The 15,825-nt window shown below is 60.3% G+C and carries 17 protein-coding genes; 8 read left to right on the top strand and 9 right to left on the bottom strand.

The window, feature by feature from the left end; all coding sequences use genetic code 11:
• Positions 1-35 precede the first annotated feature (35 nt).
• Positions 36-338, top strand: a complete 303-nt coding sequence (locus tag AC24GY_RS00440) for a hypothetical protein (RefSeq protein WP_422317221.1) — start codon at positions 36-38, stop codon at positions 336-338.
• A gap of 2 nt (positions 339-340) precedes the next feature.
• On the opposite strand, the gene AC24GY_RS00435 is transcribed toward AC24GY_RS00440, so the two are convergent.
• Positions 341-1,537 carry an alpha/beta hydrolase gene (locus AC24GY_RS00435; RefSeq protein ID WP_487679346.1) on the bottom strand — a complete coding sequence of 399 codons (1,197 nt, stop codon included), beginning with the start codon at positions 1,535-1,537 and terminating at the stop codon, positions 341-343.
• Positions 1,538-1,588: 51 nt separating this feature from the next.
• Here AC24GY_RS00435 and AC24GY_RS00430 point away from each other — a divergent pair, with 51 nt between their 5' ends.
• The 4 genes from AC24GY_RS00430 (at position 1,589) to AC24GY_RS00415 (ending at position 6,697) form a co-directional block, all read left to right on the top strand.
• Positions 1,589-2,509: a sugar phosphate isomerase/epimerase family protein gene (locus AC24GY_RS00430; RefSeq protein WP_422317225.1), complete on the top strand. Its 921-nt coding sequence runs from the start codon at positions 1,589-1,591 to the stop codon at positions 2,507-2,509.
• Between the two features lie 155 nt (positions 2,510-2,664).
• On the top strand, positions 2,665-4,620 hold the full coding sequence (locus tag AC24GY_RS00425) for an alpha-1,4-glucan--maltose-1-phosphate maltosyltransferase (RefSeq protein ID WP_487679344.1): 1,956 nt from the start codon (positions 2,665-2,667) through the stop codon (positions 4,618-4,620).
• Between the two features lie 4 nt (positions 4,621-4,624).
• A complete protein-coding gene (locus AC24GY_RS00420) occupies positions 4,625-5,404 on the top strand; it encodes a phosphodiester glycosidase family protein (RefSeq protein ID WP_487679342.1) in 780 nt (259 codons plus the stop codon).
• 27 nt (positions 5,405-5,431) lie between these two features.
• Positions 5,432-6,697: a CehA/McbA family metallohydrolase domain-containing protein gene (locus tag AC24GY_RS00415; protein WP_487679340.1), complete on the top strand. Its 1,266-nt coding sequence runs from the start codon at positions 5,432-5,434 to the stop codon at positions 6,695-6,697.
• Between the two features lie 51 nt (positions 6,698-6,748).
• Here AC24GY_RS00415 and AC24GY_RS00410 read toward each other — a convergent pair whose 3' ends face one another.
• From AC24GY_RS00410 to AC24GY_RS00380, 7 genes are all read right to left on the bottom strand, one after another.
• Entirely contained in the window at positions 6,749-7,348 is a 600-nt protein-coding gene (locus AC24GY_RS00410) for a hypothetical protein (protein ID WP_487679338.1), read from the bottom strand.
• 6 nt (positions 7,349-7,354) lie between these two features.
• Complete coding sequence (murJ, locus tag AC24GY_RS00405) at positions 7,355-8,971, bottom strand: murein biosynthesis integral membrane protein MurJ (protein WP_487679336.1); 1,617 nt, start codon at positions 8,969-8,971, stop codon at positions 7,355-7,357.
• Positions 8,968-10,011: an L-threonylcarbamoyladenylate synthase gene (locus tag AC24GY_RS00400; protein ID WP_487679334.1), complete on the bottom strand. Its 1,044-nt coding sequence runs from the start codon at positions 10,009-10,011 to the stop codon at positions 8,968-8,970. Before AC24GY_RS00400 ends, murJ begins: the two co-directional genes overlap by 4 nt.
• A complete protein-coding gene (folE2, locus tag AC24GY_RS00395; protein ID WP_422317239.1) occupies positions 10,008-10,796 on the bottom strand; it encodes a GTP cyclohydrolase FolE2 in 789 nt (262 codons plus the stop codon). The genes AC24GY_RS00400 and folE2 overlap by 4 nt, the downstream gene beginning before the upstream one ends.
• Before the next feature lie 92 nt (positions 10,797-10,888).
• Complete coding sequence (gene rpsR, locus AC24GY_RS00390; protein WP_294397375.1) at positions 10,889-11,128, bottom strand: 30S ribosomal protein S18; 240 nt, start codon at positions 11,126-11,128, stop codon at positions 10,889-10,891.
• An 18-nt stretch (positions 11,129-11,146) separates the two neighbouring features.
• The gene (gene rpmG, locus AC24GY_RS00385) at positions 11,147-11,320 is read right to left on the bottom strand and encodes a 50S ribosomal protein L33 (protein ID WP_294397372.1); all 174 of its coding nucleotides are present in this window, start codon (positions 11,318-11,320) and stop codon (positions 11,147-11,149) included.
• Positions 11,321-11,343: 23 nt separating this feature from the next.
• The gene (locus AC24GY_RS00380) at positions 11,344-12,414 is read right to left on the bottom strand and encodes a TraR/DksA family transcriptional regulator (protein WP_487679331.1); all 1,071 of its coding nucleotides are present in this window, start codon (positions 12,412-12,414) and stop codon (positions 11,344-11,346) included.
• Positions 12,415-12,603: 189 nt separating this feature from the next.
• Here AC24GY_RS00380 and AC24GY_RS00375 point away from each other — a divergent pair, with 189 nt between their 5' ends.
• Positions 12,604-12,963: a DUF4282 domain-containing protein gene (locus AC24GY_RS00375; protein WP_487679329.1), complete on the top strand. Its 360-nt coding sequence runs from the start codon at positions 12,604-12,606 to the stop codon at positions 12,961-12,963.
• Positions 12,964-13,067: 104 nt separating this feature from the next.
• Complete coding sequence (locus AC24GY_RS00370; protein WP_487679327.1) at positions 13,068-14,270, top strand: complex I subunit 1/NuoH family protein; 1,203 nt, start codon at positions 13,068-13,070, stop codon at positions 14,268-14,270.
• A 193-nt stretch (positions 14,271-14,463) separates the two neighbouring features.
• On the opposite strand, the gene AC24GY_RS00365 is transcribed toward AC24GY_RS00370, so the two are convergent.
• Positions 14,464-14,871, bottom strand: coding sequence for a VanZ family protein (locus AC24GY_RS00365; RefSeq protein WP_487679325.1), 408 nt, complete (start codon positions 14,869-14,871; stop codon positions 14,464-14,466).
• A 204-nt stretch (positions 14,872-15,075) separates the two neighbouring features.
• On the opposite strand from AC24GY_RS00365, the gene AC24GY_RS00360 reads away from it, so the two are divergent.
• Complete coding sequence (locus AC24GY_RS00360; protein ID WP_487679323.1) at positions 15,076-15,813, top strand: 3-keto-disaccharide hydrolase; 738 nt, start codon at positions 15,076-15,078, stop codon at positions 15,811-15,813.
• Positions 15,814-15,825 lie beyond the last annotated feature (12 nt).

Raw genomic sequence — 15,825 nt, 5'->3', positions numbered from 1 at the left:
TGTCTCGGGAGCTGTCATGCAGCTCCCGCAATTTCATGCTTCTCACACTCGCCCGGTTTTACAGCACGCTCTCCCTGGCGCTACCCCCCGTGGCTCTGGTGGTGATCGGAGTCATGATCGCCGGTTTCAAAGAGACCGGTCCTCAGTCCAACGGACTCGGGACCTTCATCCTGATTGCCGGCACCATCCTGGCGGGGCTGTCAGTCAACGCGGCCATTGCCGGCATCGTCGCATGGCGCTGGCCCAGCGCACGCACGACGTTTTTGTGCGTTGCCTGCATGGCAGGAGTATTGCTCGTCCTGGCCGTGATTCTCAATGAGGTGCTTCGCCTGCTTTAGATTCAACGCGTCACCTGCAAGTCCACATCCTTCGCACCCTCGGCAATGTCGAGGCTCCAGTCGCCTGCGCCGGGTTTTTGCTCCTTCGTGGTTGCAGTGCCATCTGCTGTCTCCAAGCCCGGAACATCGGCGGCGCTGTAGCTGACCGTCAGCTTCACTTTGCCGACGATGGGGCCGGTCTTTTCATCGAGCTTGAACTTGCCGCCCATGACTCGGGCGCAGGCCACGGGTGCGGAGGGATCGTCTGACGCGAAGATGACACTGCCCCAGCTCACGGGCTTGCCATTCACGGTGACCTTGCCGTTGATGGCGGTGCGCTTCATCGGCTTGAGGAAGCCCCGGTTGCGCAGCCAGTCGCGCAGGTGCCCGCTCCAGGTGCCGAGCACGGGATCGCCCAAGAACAGGCCGACGCCATGCGGACCGGGGCGGTAGATGTGGAGTTCGGCGGGGACTTTGTTCTTCCGGCAGGCGAGATAGAAGGCCACAGCGTTCTCGGCGGGCACCACGGTGTCTTCATCGGTCTGGAAGATGAAGATGGGCGGCGTGTTGACGGTGACACGGGTTTCGGTGCTAACATGCTTGGCCAGTTCGTCGTTATCGCCAGGGCCAAGGAGGTTTTTGCGTGAGCCTTTGTGTCCGTAGTCCTCGATCATCGAAATCACGGGATAGGTCGGCGCGGCGACATCGGGCCGGGCGCTGACTTGATCGACGGCGTCATTCGTCGCACCGGCGGGTTTTTCATCGAACATGGTGGCCGCCATGGAGGTGAGATGGCCGCCGGCGGAGAAGCCGATGACGCCAATGCGGTTCGGATCAATGCCATACTCCTTGGCATTGGCCCGCACATGGCGGATGGCCCGCTGCACATCGATGAGCTGCGTGGGAAAGTGATAGCCCTGGCTGCCGAGGCGGTAGTGCAGCACGAAGGCGGAAACGCCGAAGCCATTGAACCACTTGGCCACTTGCACGCCTTCGTGATCTGCCGCCAGACCGCCGTAACCACCGCCGGGACACACGACAAAGGCAGCCCCATTGGCTTTATCCTTGGCCGCCGCCCACACATTGATGAAGGGCTGATCCTTGTCCTCAGTCCCCTTCGCCCCCGGTGCGCCATCTGGCCAAAGCTTGACCTTGGTGGGCTCGGCGTGGGCCAGGGAGGTGAAAAAGAGGGCGGCGGCGAAAAGAGAAATCTTGTTCATGCAGGTGGAAGTCTGTTAATCCTGTCTTTTCAATCCGTTCTTTCATCCGCCATGATCTCACGCCGTCATTTTCTCTCCACCAGCCTTGGCGCGCTCAGCGTCTCCACCCTGCCTGCCATTGAGCCCATCAAGCGCCCAGGCAAGAGCCGCATGCAGCTTGGCGTCGCAGCCTACAGCTTCCGCGAGTACTTCCAGTGGATGCGCGACAAGGAGCAGAAGCCGAAAGGTGGCCGCCCGCTTTGGAGCATCCTCGATTTCATCGACTGGTGCGGTGACAACAACGTCCCCGGCGCTGAAGTCACGAGCTACTTTTTCCCGAAGGACGTGGACGAGGCTTTCCTGCTGGAAGTGAAACGCCGTGCCTACCTGCGTGGCGTGCAGCTTGCAGGCACTGCCGTGGGCAACAATTTCGCCCTGCCCAAGGGCGAGAAGCTGAGCGAGCAGATCGCTTACACCAAGAAGTGGATCGATTACTCCGCGATCATGGGTGCCCCGCACATCCGCGTCTTTGCCGGCCCCCAGTCCAAAGAGCTCAGTGAGGAGCAGGCCGTGGCCAACTGCCTCGAATCCTACCAGGAGTGCCTCGATTACGCCGCCAAGAAGGGCGTCTTCCTCGGCATGGAAAACCACGGTGGCATCGTCGCCGAGCCGGAAAACCTCATCAAGATGATCAAGGCCGCCAAAAGCCCCTGGGCCGGTATCAATTTGGACAGCGGCAACTTCCACACCGAAGACCCGTATGCCGATCTCGCGAAGATCGCGCCGTACGCCGTCAATGTGCAGCTCAAGATGGAGATCAGCCGCAAAGGTGCCGCCAAAGGCGTCAGTGAGCCCAGCGATGTGAAACGTGTGATCCAGATCATGCGCGACGCCAACTACCAGGGCTGGTTCACGCTGGAGTTTGAGACCAAGGAAGATCCGTTTGTGCGCGTGCCGGAGATTTGCGACATGCTGCGCCCCTTGCTGGCCTGAGTTTGCGGTGGTTGGCAGTTGTTTGCGATGGTTTCCCCTGCCAAGGCAGGTGCGTGCCCACGTAACTCTACATGCTCCGGGGAGCGGAAGGTCTTTGAAAACCACTGGCAACGACTGTAGACAACCGTCAACAATCGCAAACCTCCCCTCCCCCCATGTCCGTCACCCATGCGCCCACTGTCGTCATCGAGAACTTCTACCCCTGCCTGGATGGCGGACGGCATCCGGTCAAGCGTGTGATCGACGAGCCGCTGGATGTGTGGTGTGACATTTTCAAAGACGGGCACGATGTGATGAGCGCGGTGCTGCGCTGGCGGCTCACGGGATCGCGCCGCTGGTTTGAAGCGCCGATGAAGCTAACTGAAAATGACCGCTGGCATGGGCAGTGCAGCTTTTCCAAAGCGGGACGCTGGGAGTACGTCGTTGAGGCCTGGGGCGACACCTTCCGCTCCTGGAAAAAGACGTTTGCGGTGCGGGTGCAGGCCAAAGATCCGGATGTGCCGATCGAGGCGCAGGAAGGGGCTCGGCTGCTGCGCGATGCTGCCAAGCGCGCACGCGCGGCAGGTGTGCCGACTGCGGGAACGCAGCTGGAAGATTGCGCGGATCTGCTCGCGTCGATGAAAGCTGCGGATCTCATGGACGTGCTGCTTTCGGACGAGATGCAGAGCCTGATGGATCAGTATCCGGACCGCTCGCAGTCCACCACTTCAGATACGCTTCGCGCCACCGCAGAACGCGAGCGCGCCCGCTTCTCCGCCTGGTATGAATTCTTCCCTCGTGGGGCCGAAGGCCGCAGTGACAAGCATTCCTCCTTCCGCGACTGCCTGGGCCGTCTCGACCACGCGGCCCACATGGGCTTTGATGTGATCTACTTCCCGCCGATCCACCCGATCGGCATCACGGCCCGCAAAGGCAAAAACAACACGCTCACGGCCAAGCCTGACGACGTGGGCAGCCCCTGGGCCATCGGTGGCCCGACGGGTGGGCATCGCAATATCGAACCCGCGCTCGGCACAGAGAAGGATTTTGTCTGGCTGGTGAAGGAAGCGAAGAAACGCGGACTGGAGATCGCGCTGGATTTTGCGCTCAACTGCTCGCCCGACCATCCTTACGTCAAAGATCATCCGGAGTGGTTTTACAAGCGCCCGGACGGCAGCATCCGCTACGCCGAGAATCCGCCGAAGAAGTATCAGGACATCTACCCGCTGAACTTCCATTGCGATGACTGGCGCAACCTGTGGAAGGAGCTGATCGACGTGGTGCAGTACTGGGTGGACCGCGGCGTGAAGATCTTCCGCGTGGACAATCCTCACACCAAGCCCGTCGCGTTCTGGGAGGAGCTCATCGCCACCATTCAGCGGAAGGATCCCGATGTGCTCTTCCTTGCCGAAGCTTTCACCAAACCGAAGATGATGCAGGTGCTGGGCAAGGTGGGCTTCACTCAGAGCTACACCTACTTCACCTGGCGCGAAGACCGCCAGTCGCTCACCGAATACGCCACCGAGCTCACGCGCACGGACATGCGCTGGTACTACCGCGCGAATTTCTGGCCCAACACGCCGGACATCCTGCCCGCCCACCTGCAGAATGCCAATTCGCAGATGTTCCGCATCCGCGCCGCACTGGCCGCCACCCTTTCATCCTGCTGGGGCATGTACTCCGGCTACGAACTCTGTGAGAACGATCCGTATCCCGGCAAGGAGGAGTACGACAACAGTGAAAAGTACGAGCTGAAGCAGCGCGACTACAATCAGCTGGGCAACATCACGTCCTTCATCCGCATGCTGAACCTGATCCGCCGCGACAATCCAGCAATGCATCTCTACGACAACCTCAGCTTCCACGGCGCCGATCACGGCCAGATGCTCTGCTACAGCAAGGTCACGCCCGACTTCAGCAACCGCATCCTCTGCGTCATCAGCCACGATGCCCATCATCCTGCCATCGGCATGGTTCATCTGGATCTGCCGGCCCTCGGCCTGGACAGCAGCCGCCCCTTCAAAGTCACCGACCTGCTGCACAATCAAACCTACGAATGGTGCGGCGCGGACAACTATGTGGCGCTGCACCCCACCGGCATGTCGATGCACATCTTCCGGGTGGAGCAGTGATGCCATGAAGCTGCTGCTTTGCCTGTTCCTGCTGACTTGCAGTGCTCAGGCACAGCCGTGGCGGTTGGTCTCCATGTCCAAAGCCGAGCCTTTGAGCTCTGGAGCTTTCCATGTCGTCAAACAAATCGCCGGGCCTGCCAAGGCGGAAATCAGGCTCGTCGTGTTTGATGAGAAGCAGTGCGAACTGCACGTGGTGGCCAATGGCGATCCCAGAACAGCCTGGAAGCTGGATGAAATCGGTCACGCCAGGAAAGCGCTGGCCGTCTGCAACGGGGGTTACTTCAACGTCAGTGGAAACTTTGGCCCGGTAGGGCTGGAAATCGCCGAAGGAACTCGCAGCGACAAGTTCATCGCAGGAGAATGGGTGGGCGGGCTGATGGTCAGGCAGGGCAAGGCCTCCCTCGTCTGGAGCAACGAGTTCCAAGACGCGGCAGACATCAGCGAATTCGTGCAGTGCAGTCCGTGGTTGGTTAGCGAAGGTCTCGAGTGGCCGGTGCCACCGGGCAAAGAGCCGGAACCGCGCAACCACCGCACTTTCATCATGACGGATGCCGCAGGCCGCTGGGCCATCGGCACCGCCAAACGCACCGGCCTGCTGGAACTCGCCCATATCCTCGTCACTCCCGGCATCATCACCGAGATGAAGGTGAAACGTGCGCTCAATCTCGATGGCGGTCCTTCCACCGGCCTTTGGTGTCGCAACGAATCCGGTGCCGTTCAGTTTGAAAAGCCCGGCTGGGCGGTGCGCAATGCCATCATCGTGGTGCCGCGAGATTCCAAGTGAGATAGGCGCGTTTGCGAACGTTCGAATATGATGCGTCCAACCCTTCTCAGTCTTCTTGCCCTCGGCCTGATTCACACCGCCTCCGCCCAGCAGACGCGCTGGTACAAGGGCAACACGCACACGCATTCCCTGTGGAGCGACGGCAATGATTTTCCGGAGATGATCACAGACTGGTACAAGCAGCATGGCTACGACTTCCTGGCCATCTCCGACCACAACGTGCTCCAGGCTAAGGAGGTATGGATGAGTGAACCCGCGATCGAAAAGCGCCGCCGTATTCTGGGCAAGACGACGATGGAAAAGTATCGCGCCCGCTTCGGTGATGAATGGGTGACGACGCGTGAAAAAGACGGTGTGACCGAGGTGCGGCTGAAAAAGCTGGAGGAGTACCGACCCAAGTTTGAGGAGCCGGGGAAGTTCTTGCTCGTTCAGGCGGAAGAGATCAGCGCAGGCTTCGGCAAGATCCCGATTCATCTAAATGCGGTGAATCTGAAGGAGGAGATCAAGCCGGTCAAAGACCTCACCAGCATCCAGGAAGTGATGCGTGCGAATTTGCAGATGGTGAACGAGCAGTCCAAGCGTCTGGGCGTGCCGATGCTCTCGCACATCAATCACCCGAACTTCAGATGGGCGCTTTCAGCCGAGGATCTGGCGGCGGTGCTGGAAGAAAACTTCTGGGAGATCTACAACGGCCACCCCACCATCAACTACCCAGGCGATGCCTCTCGCATGGGCCATGAGAAGATCTGGGACGTGGCCAACACACTGCGCATCACCGAATTCAAAGCACCGCCGCTGTATGGCGTGGGCACCGATGACTCCCACCGCTACCACGGTGAGGAAAACGGCCCCGGCCGCGGCTGGGTAATGGTGCGCGCATCGAGGCTCGATCCTGCTGAGATCGTCAAAGCCATGAAGGCCGGAGATTTCTATGCCTCCTCCGGCGTGACGCTGGACGATGTGAGCTTCAAGGATGGCGAGCTGCGCATCCGCATTCACAAGGAGCCCGGAGTCACCTACAGCACGCAGATTCGCGGCACGCTGCATGGTTACGACCCAACCACCCGCCCGGCTCCTCCGGTGGCCGATGATCTGCATCCTCCGCGCCTTCTGTATTCGGACGATATTGGCAAGACGCTGGCGACCATTGAAGGCGAAGAAATCGTCTGGAAACCCAGCGGCAAGGAGCTGTATTTCCGTGCGGTCATCACCTCTTCAAAGCCCTATGCGAATCCGTCATTCGAAGGGCAGAAAGAGATGGCCTGGACGCAACCGATGGGGTGGAAAAAGTAGCCTTGTTGCTGTGCAACAAGGGATCCCCTGTTCCTCAGGAACAGGTCAACTTTACCGAATCCGCATGCCCTGCATGCGGCCCTGCATGGCTTCCAGCATCGGAGCCATTTCCAGCTTCATGGAGAGCGGCGCCTCTTTGAAAAAGAGGCCCATGTCCTTGGTGAAGGATTTTTCAAAGCTGGCGGCGTCCTGATCCAAGATCATCTGCATTTCGGGATTCTTCGAAGCCTTCTTTTTCATCTCGCGCTGGATGCCGCCGATGATGCGGCGGCGGTCTTCGGCGGGCAGTTTTTCCAGGCCCTTCATCACGGCCTTGAAGTTTTCCTCCACGGTGCGGTTCACGTACTGGCCCTTTTCTTCATCGGTCAGCGATTTGAAAAAGTGGTCCATGGTTTCCAGACCGTCCTCACGCATCTCACTGCGCTGATTGAAGTCGAGCTTGATGATGGAGCTGATGACCTTGTCCAGGTATGCTTTGCGCGGCGCGTCAGCGAGATCTTCGTCCGCCAGCCACGGCGCGTTCGCCATGAGCGCCAGCGTCTTCTCGGACGAAAAAACCGAATCCTCGGTCACCCACATGACCACGCCCACACCGGCCCACACGAGAGCAAGGAAGGCGGCAATCTGGAACCAGAAGCGTTGGAGCGGCATGGCCGGTTACTTCTTGCCAAAGCGGCGGCCTAGCAATGAGAGAAATTCGCCGGCTTCCTCCACCTGGAGCTTCTTGGTGACCGCGAAATAGGCGGCCGCGGCCACGCTGATGCTGACGCCAAGGCCGACGCAGCGCAGCATGAAATTCAGATGCGACCAGTCCGCCATGATCGTGTACTTGGCCGCGAAACAAACGGCGGACATGGCGGCAATGCCGATGAGGAGCTTGATGAGCGACTGCACCAGAGAGCCCGTTTCAAGCCCGGAGGCAAACTTGCGCATGCAGAGGTACAGCGTGAGGAAATTGAGCGAGAGACCAACCGCCGTGGCCCAGGCGAGTGCGGTGTGATCCCACTTGAAGACGAAGACGGTGATGGAGTTCACCGTGGCCGTGAACGCAATGACGCCGATGCTGACCAGCATGGGAATGAAGCGGCGGTTGATGGTGTAAAACGCAGGCTGCAGCACCTTGATGGCGGCGTAGAAGATCAGGCCAAAAGCGTAGGCCTGCAGCGGTGCGGCGGTGTTCTGCACGTCCTGAGCATTGAATTTGCCGTGCTCGAAAATGACGGAAATGATCTCCTGTGACAGCAGGGTGAGGCCAACGGCGCAGGGCAGCGTGAGGAAGAGCACCAGCCGCAGGCCTTTGGCCAATGCAGCACGAAACGCGGGTGTCATGCCTTCGGTGGCAAGGCGTGAGAGCATGGGCAGCGTGACGGTGGCCACGGCGACACCAAAGAGACCTAGCGGCAATTGTTGAAGGCGCTGGGCATTCGCCAGCCAGGCAAGCGCGGACTCCTTGCCCGGCGTGTAGGAGGCGAAAATGGAATTGAGCAACACCGCCACCTGGGTGCCGCTGGCGGCGAGCATCGAAGGCCACATGAGGTGCAGCACTTCCTTCACCGCAGGATCTTTGCAGCCGAAGTCGAAGCGAAAACGAAACCCGACACGATGGAGCGAAGGAAGCTGAACCGCGAGCTGCAGCACACCGCCGATCAACGTGCCGATGGCGAAACCGGTGAGGCCTTTTTCGCTCACATGCCCATGGCGGAAACCGGGATCAATGAGCCATGCGAGCACGACACCGCCCACGATGCAGCCGAGATTGAAGAACGCCGATGCGACGGCGGGAATGAAGAACACCTTCTTCGAATTCAGCATGCCCATGACCAGCGCGGTGACTGACACCAGCGCGATGAAGGGATACATGATCTGAGCCAGCCAGATGCCGAGTACCTTGGCCTCTTCACTAAGACCGGGCGTCAGGATGCGGAAGATGATCGGCGAGAGCAGCACGCCGGCGATGGCCACGATGCTCATGAACCAGATCGAGAGAGAGATCATCTTGCGTCCGAGCACCCAGGCGGCTTCATCGCCCTCGGTCTTCATTTTCTTCGAGAAGGTGGTGACGAAGGCCGTGGAGAGCGCGCCTTCAGCAAACAGATCCCGCAGCATGTTCGGCGTGCGGAAGGCGGCGGTGAAGATGCCAGTGAAGGCGGAGCCGAAGAAGCCGTTCAGCATCTGATCCCGCACCAGGCCGAGCACACGGCTGCAGAGGATGGCAATGGAGACGATCCCGGTGGACCGCGCTTGAGAGTTGGAGTCTTTTTTTTCTTCGCTCATGAGGAGTAGCGGCCGCTCGCGCGCCGCAGTTTGTCCATCATGGCGATTCCCATGCCATGTTCATGCAACGGTTCTGCAATGATTTCGTCGACGCCGAGCTTGTCGAGCGCGCGGAGGACGTAGAAGAAGCGCACGGCGGCTTCGGGGAGCTTGCCGTTGCCGGGGCTGAGCATCATCACTTCCTCCCATTCGCAGAGATTGAGGTAGCCATCCTTTTCTTCGCCACGGTAGCTCATGAGGGCGTAGCGTTTGCCTTCTTCGGGGATGAAATCAGAAGGGCGCTCCAGCAGGCGCAGCGGGGTCTTCGGCGCGTAGTGGGAGGCCAGCTGGCCGGGGGCGGCGGTGGCTTCATCGACGACGGTGCGCGTAGTGTAGCGCACCTTGCCATAGGCTTTCAAATCCTCTGCCGTGATGGGGCCGGGGCGCACGATGTCGATGAACATCTTCGGGCTGCCGGGCTCGATCTTGATGATGGTGGACTCCAGTCCGAACATGCACGCACCGGCATCGACGATGAGGTGGATGCGGCCATCGAGTTCCGAAAGCACGGCACTGGCGGACGTCGGGCTGATGGAGCCAAAACGATTCGCGCTGGGGGCCGCGATGGGTTTGCCAAGATCGGTGATGACGCGGCGGAAAATGGGATTGGAGCTGACGCGCACGGCGACGGTCTGCAGCCCGGCGGTCACGAGGTCGGGAACGATGGGCTTTTTGGGCAGCAGGATCGTCAGGGGGCCGGGCCAGAAGCGCTCGACCATTTTCTTCAGCGTCACAGCGATCTCAGGCGGCACATCGGCCACGAGGTCGATCTGCTCCTTGCTGGCCAGATGGACGATGAGCGGGTCAAAGGTGGGGCGTTCCTTGGCTTCGAAGATTTTCGCCACGGCTTCCGCATCGAGCGCGTTGGCCGCGAGGCCATAGACGGTTTCGGTGGGCAGGGCGACGACTTCACCCTCACGCAGCAGACGGACGGCCTCATCGACCGCCTGGTGCATCAGCGGTGGCTGGTCGGTGGGCAGAACGGCGGTGACGTAACTCATGATGGCGATGTGTGGCTTTCAATCACCGCCCAGGCGTTGTGATTGTGGATGGATTCGTAATTCTCTGCTTCAACGCGGAACCAGGTGATGCGCGGATGCGCCTTGGCTTTCACGGCGATGTTGCGCACGAGGTCTTCGACGAAGACAGGATTGTCGTAGGCGGCTTCGGTGACGAACTTTTCGTCGGGACGCTTGAGCAGGCTGTACAGCTCGCTGCTGGCGCTTTGTTCCACCAGTTCCAGCAGGTCTTCGATCCAGACGGGATCGTTGAAACGAATGGCGAGGGTGACGGTGCCGCGCTGATTGTGGGCACCGCGGGCGCTGATGGCCTTGGAGCAGGGGCAAAGCGTGGTCACGGGCACTTCCACGGTGAGGACGAAGTCGGTCTTCTCCTTGTCCGTGTTCACTTCAAAGATCACACCGTAGTCCAGCAGCCCCTCAGCGCCGGAGACCGGGGCCTTTTTGGCGCGGAAGTATGGGAAGCGCATTTCCACGTGAGCCTTGTCAGCATGGAGCTTTTTCATCAGCTCACGCGGCATGGCGACGATGTTGGAGACGGTCAGTTCCTTGCCGTGGGCATGCAGCACCTCCACAAAGCGGCTCATATGAGTGCCTTTGAACTGGTGCGGCAGGTCGACGGCCAGGGAAACGGTGGCGACGGTGTGCTGCACGGCGGCATCACGGTCGCGGATGCTCAGGGGAAAGCGCAGGCTGCGCACGCCCACGCGATCAATGGGCAGACGGCGTTCATCGCGTTCGTTTTGCGTGTCGGTAAGGGCGGACATGGACGAGGCTGGAAATGAAACTTCCCACTGCCGCGTAATGCAACAGTGGGAAGCAGATCAAAAGGGACCCTTTACGGGCAGACCCTGGAAAATCACGCCATGAGGTTCACAGCGCGGGAGCGCTTGATCTCACGGACGACCACGCGGTGCAGCCAGGCTGGAAGACCAGTGATGCGGCGGGGGATGAGCTTGCCGGATTCCGTGGTGAAACGGGCGAGCAGCTCAGGATTGGTGTAGGAAATCTTCTCCACCGGGATGTCCACTCGGCGGCGCGGCATCTTGCGATTCGCGCGACGGAAGTTGGACATGCGTTCTTTGGTCTTCGGTTGCATGGCAGTCTGGGGTAAAAATTAGCGGGTTTCGCGGTGAAGGGTGCGCTTCTTCATGAAGTGATTAAACTTCACCTTCTCAAGACGGCCCGGAGTGCGGACGCTTTTCTTATTGCGCGTGGTCACGTAGCGGGAGGGCGGCATACCTGCGGCTTTCGCTTCGGTGCATTCAAGGGTGATGATTTCTCGCGGCATAAATTTGGGGCGCAGAGGCTAGGTCACTCTTTGGAGAAGTCAAGCGATTCGCCTGAGTTGTTATTCGAAGAGCTCGGAGCGGCGTCATCATCGTCCTTGTCGTCGTCGGAAGCGTCGTCGGCATTGTCGAGGCCGAAGAGGGAATGTACAGGGCGGCTCCAGCGGCCGCTCATCTGGCTGCGCTCCAGCTTTTCCTGATAGGTGACGGAGAAGCGGGCGAAGGGCATGGCCTCCAGGCGCTCTTCAGGAATATCGACGCCGGTGCCTTCGCACAGGCCGTAGGTGCCGGTTTCGATGCGCTTGAGCGCTTCGTTGATTTCGTAGAGGGCGTCCTGTTCCTTGCCGAGGAGGCTGAGGGCGAAGTCGCGGTCATAGGCGTCACTGCCGGCGTCGGCCTGATGCATGCCGAAAGCGGAGGAGTCACCGTTTTCATTGCGGATGGTCTCGCTGGCCACGCCTTCAATGGAGTTCAAGTAGGCGTCACGCAGTTCGATCAGGCGCTGCTTCTGCTTCTTGAGGAAGGGGGTCATCTTGACCGGGCCCTTGGCGATGTCGATGGTGATGCCTTCTTCTTCGCGGTTGAGGCGTGAGCGTGGTGTGCCGGTGGTGGAAACGGAAGTGCGGCCTTTGGGAACCAGCGGGGCTGGCGTGCTCTTGGAGGACTTCGTCGCTTTGACTGGAGCCGGAGCGGCGACAGGGGCGACCTTCACAGGTGCTGGAGCAGAAGCAGGGGCGGCTTTGGCAGCAGGCTTCTCAGCCTTGGCTGCGGGCTTTTCAGCTTTGGCAGGAGCCTTCTTGGCGGGAGCAGCGGCTTTCGCGGCGGCTTTCGCGGCGGCTTTTTTGGCGGGGGCAGGTGTCTTGGCGGCAGCTTTTGTCGGGGCGGTTTTCTTCACAGGCATGGGGGAGGTTTTCTTCGGGGCGGGCTTTTGCGGCGTCGCCTTCTTCAAAATGGGTTTGCTCTTGGACTTCGCCGCCGGCTTGGCGGCCTTGGCTGGAACGGGCTTGCTCTTCGACTTCACCGCCTTGGCAGGAGCCTTTTTCACGGGCTTGGCGGCGGGCTTCTTAACTGCGGGTTTCTTGGATTTCGCAGGCATGACTTTGACGGTGTTGGGTTGTCGATGAACTTCTCTGTTAATGCACCTGGCCACAGGGCGGAAAAAGAGGCGCGGATTCTGCCTGCGGTTGTCAAAACACGCAACCAGTATTCCAACGCCGCCCCAAGGTTCCCTCTTCCGGCGCATTTGGCGGGTTGCGCCCGCAGGGTCAGAGCCTACTCTGCCGCCATGAATGCCGAGCCCCCCTCCAGTTCCGCGCTTTCCAGCCTGTGGCAGCAGATCCGCGCCGTGCTAGATCTCGTGCTGGATCTCTCCTTCAAGCGCTTCGTCACTCCGCACCTCGTGCGCATGCTGTATGTGCTGAGCCTGCTGGCGGCCCTCATGTATGCCATCTCCTGGCTCTTCTACAGCTGGTGGGGCATCATCGTCGCCCCGGCGGCCTTTCTGCTCTACCTGATCGTCGCCCGCGTGACAGTGGAGCTGATCCTCGCGGTCTTCCGCATCGCGGAGCACATCGCCCCGATGGGAGATGAGCAGGGCACGCGGCCTGCGCCGAAACCGCGCTCCTTCACGGATCCGGTGAAGTGAGAGGCCGAAAAGCCCCCGTTCAAGATGGCGAGACAAGGCGCTTGTGAAATTTTTCACAAAATCGGGTTGCTGCTCCTCGCTGCGTCCTGATAATCGCCCTGCCGATGTTCACTCCCACGCTCGCCACTTTCGATCTCATTGCGCTCGCCGTCTCGGTGGGGAAGATCGTGTTTCTCACTTTTCTGGTCATCCTCCCGCTGGTTTCCATCGCGGTTTACTTTGAGCGACGCATCTCCGCTGTGATCCAGGACCGCGTGGGTCCGAACCGCGTGGGCGTGCCGCTGACGCTTTTGGGCTTCAAGAAAGACTGGCAGCCCTTCGGCATCGGCGGGCTGGCTCAGGCGGCTGCTGACGGCCTGAAGTTCATTTTGAAGGAAGACTTTGTGCCCGCCCATGTGCGCAAGTTTTACTACTGGCTGGCCCCCTGCATGACAGTGGTGCCTGCGCTGCTCACCTGTGTGGTGCTTCCTTTCGGCAGTGAATTGAACCTCTCCTTCCTCGGCATCGCCGAACCGGTCAAGATGGTGATCGCAGACCTGAGCATCGGGCCGCTCTTCACCTTCGCCATCGCCTCCCTCGGCGTGTATGGCATCGTCCTCGCCGGCTGGTCCTCCAATTCCAAGTACCCCTTCCTCGGCGGTGTGCGCGCCAGTGCGCAGATGATCTCGTATGAAATCTCACTGGGCCTGTCCATCATCCCGGTGCTCATGATCTTCGGCGAGCTGAACCTCACCAAGATGTCCGCCTTCCAGGACGCGAACGGCTGGCTGCTGCTGCCGCTCTGGGGCGAAGGCCTCAGCGTCGCACGCTGGGTGCTGCTGATCCCCATCGTCATCTCCTTCGTCATCTTCACCGTCTCCATGTTTGCCGAGACAAACCGCCTGCCCTTCGACCTTGCCGAGTGCGAAACGGAACTGGTGGCCGGTTACCACACCGAATACAGCTCCATGAAGTTCGCCCTGTTCTTCATGGGTGAATACGCCGCGATGATCATCGGCTCAGGCATGGCGGTGACGCTCTTCCTTGGTGGCTGGAGCATCCCCTGCTGGCCGCTGCTGGAGAAAATCATCCCGCTGCAGCTGCATTACACGCCGGACACCACCCCGTTCTATACCGGCCTGCTGCACATCGGCACCTTCTTCGCCAAGGTCTTCGCCTTCATCGTCTTCTTCATCATCATCCGCTGGACCCTGCCCCGCTTCCGCTTTGACCAGCTCATGGCCCTCGGCTGGAAAGTGTTCTTCGAGCTCGCCCTCGCGAACGTCTTCCTCACCGCGGTGCTGATGTGGTGGTTTCCGCTGAAGTAAGGCACTTGGGTATTTGGACTGCGGTTGCGCAGCGCGGAACGAGCGCAGCTACCGCTTTAGACGTGCTGAGTGACGCACGCATGTGCGCAGATACCGAATGCGGGAACTGATGGGGATATCGCAGGCCTCTCAGCATACGCCCACCACGAGACGCTCGAAAGCGGCAGCTACCGCAGCCGCGCTCCAAAAACTGTCACGCCTTCATTGGAGCTCTCACCAGCCACTTCTGTACCCTCAGGGCCAAAAAAGCACCAATCAACCCGCCGCACAAATCAGCGGTCCAGTCCCACACATCCCCGCCGCTGCGGCCCGGGGTGTAGGTTTGATGCCACTCATCAAAGCCGCCGATGGCACCGCAGAACAGGACCGAAGCGAGAATGGCGACGGCCGTGCCTTGCGCACGCCCCGCCAGACGCAGGCTGAGCAGAAAGCACATGCCGCCGGCAGAGAAAAAGATCGCATGCTCCAGCTTGTCCACGCCCTCAAAACTCGCGGGGGATGGCAGATGCGTTTGGGAGGACAGCCAGAACAGCACCCCGAACCACAGCACGACCAAAAAACGCCACAGAGCGGGAGAAGAGAGGAAGCGGGGCAGTGGCATCGTGCGCGGTGTATAGCAGACTTAGCACCCATTTCCATTTCAAGAAGATCACGATCTTGCTCCGCAGATGCCTTCGATGGCTCCGCCATCCCTGCCCCACCTCCCACTCTTTGCGAGAGCGACCCATCCTTCCGCCTCCTGCAAAGCGATAGACAACCCCGGGCCTGCGCGTTAAACCTCGCCCGACCACCACAACCATCCTTCATGAAACTGCACCTCGCTCTCGCCGCCTTGTTCGCCTCCCTTTCCTTCGCCAGCGCGGAAGAAAAAGAAATCTTCAACGGCAAGGATCTCACCGGCTGGGAAGGCAACAAGGACCTCTGGAGCGTGCAGGACGGCACCATCACCGGCAAGACCCCGGCTGCTCCTGCAGATCCGGCAAAGCCCGACGCTCCGGTCAAGAGCATCCTCAAGCACAACACCTTCCTGGTCTGGAAAGGCGGCACCGTGAGCGATTTCGTGCTGACGTTCCAATACCGCATCGAAAAGGGCAATTCCGGCGTGCAGTACCGCAGCAAGGAGCTCAATGCCGGAGAAAACGGCCCCATCATCAGCGGCTACCAGGCCGACTTCGAGGCCGGCAAGACCTACAGCGGCATCCTCTACGAAGAGCGCGGCCGTGGCATCCTGGCCAAGCGCGGTGAAAAGACCGTGATCAAGCCCGCCGCCGACGGTGGCAAGAAGGCCGTGGTGGAAGTGACCGGCAGCGTGGGAGACAGCGCCGCCATCCAGGCCAGCATCAAGTCCGAAGACTGGAACGAGTACCGCATCGTGGCCAAGGGCAACCATGTGCAGCATTTCATCAACGGCCAGCAGACCATCGACGTGACGGATGAAGACACCGCCAACGCGCCAAAGGAAGGCCTCCTGGCCCTGCAGATCCACGCCGGCCCGCCGATGGTCGTGCAGTTCAAGAACTTCAAGCTCGTCGAAACGAAGTAGTCGTGCTTTGTT

This window comes from Prosthecobacter sp. Pr1, from assembly GCF_057652315.1.
The sequence above is the reverse complement of the archived record's forward strand: the minus strand, read 5'-3'. Positions and strand labels throughout refer to the sequence as shown.

Excerpts from the sequence above, each read along its gene's own strand:
- AC24GY_RS00365 (WP_487679325.1), bottom strand. The coding sequence starts at position 14,871 with ATGCCACTGCCCCGCTTCCTCTCTTCTCCCGCTCTGTGGCGTTTTTTG.
- AC24GY_RS00430 (WP_422317225.1), top strand. The coding sequence starts at position 1,589 with ATGATCTCACGCCGTCATTTTCTCTCCACCAGCCTTGGCGCGCTCAGC.
- rpmG (WP_294397372.1), bottom strand. The coding sequence starts at position 11,320 with ATGCCGCGAGAAATCATCACCCTTGAATGCACCGAAGCGAAAGCCGCA.
- folE2 (WP_422317239.1), bottom strand. The coding sequence starts at position 10,796 with ATGTCCGCCCTTACCGACACGCAAAACGAACGCGATGAACGCCGTCTG.
- murJ (WP_487679336.1), bottom strand. The coding sequence starts at position 8,971 with ATGAGCGAAGAAAAAAAAGACTCCAACTCTCAAGCGCGGTCCACCGGG.
- AC24GY_RS00360 (WP_487679323.1), top strand. The coding sequence starts at position 15,076 with ATGAAACTGCACCTCGCTCTCGCCGCCTTGTTCGCCTCCCTTTCCTTC.
- AC24GY_RS00375 (WP_487679329.1), top strand. The coding sequence starts at position 12,604 with ATGAATGCCGAGCCCCCCTCCAGTTCCGCGCTTTCCAGCCTGTGGCAG.
- AC24GY_RS00440 (WP_422317221.1), top strand. The coding sequence starts at position 36 with ATGCTTCTCACACTCGCCCGGTTTTACAGCACGCTCTCCCTGGCGCTA.
- rpsR (WP_294397375.1), bottom strand. The coding sequence starts at position 11,128 with ATGCAACCGAAGACCAAAGAACGCATGTCCAACTTCCGTCGCGCGAAT.
- AC24GY_RS00400 (WP_487679334.1), bottom strand. The coding sequence starts at position 10,011 with ATGAGTTACGTCACCGCCGTTCTGCCCACCGACCAGCCACCGCTGATG.
- AC24GY_RS00380 (WP_487679331.1), bottom strand. The coding sequence starts at position 12,414 with ATGCCTGCGAAATCCAAGAAACCCGCAGTTAAGAAGCCCGCCGCCAAG.
- AC24GY_RS00420 (WP_487679342.1), top strand. The coding sequence starts at position 4,625 with ATGAAGCTGCTGCTTTGCCTGTTCCTGCTGACTTGCAGTGCTCAGGCA.
- AC24GY_RS00435 (WP_487679346.1), bottom strand. The coding sequence starts at position 1,537 with ATGAACAAGATTTCTCTTTTCGCCGCCGCCCTCTTTTTCACCTCCCTG.
- AC24GY_RS00370 (WP_487679327.1), top strand. The coding sequence starts at position 13,068 with ATGTTCACTCCCACGCTCGCCACTTTCGATCTCATTGCGCTCGCCGTC.
- AC24GY_RS00410 (WP_487679338.1), bottom strand. The coding sequence starts at position 7,348 with ATGCCGCTCCAACGCTTCTGGTTCCAGATTGCCGCCTTCCTTGCTCTC.
- AC24GY_RS00425 (WP_487679344.1), top strand. The coding sequence starts at position 2,665 with ATGTCCGTCACCCATGCGCCCACTGTCGTCATCGAGAACTTCTACCCC.
- AC24GY_RS00415 (WP_487679340.1), top strand. The coding sequence starts at position 5,432 with ATGATGCGTCCAACCCTTCTCAGTCTTCTTGCCCTCGGCCTGATTCAC.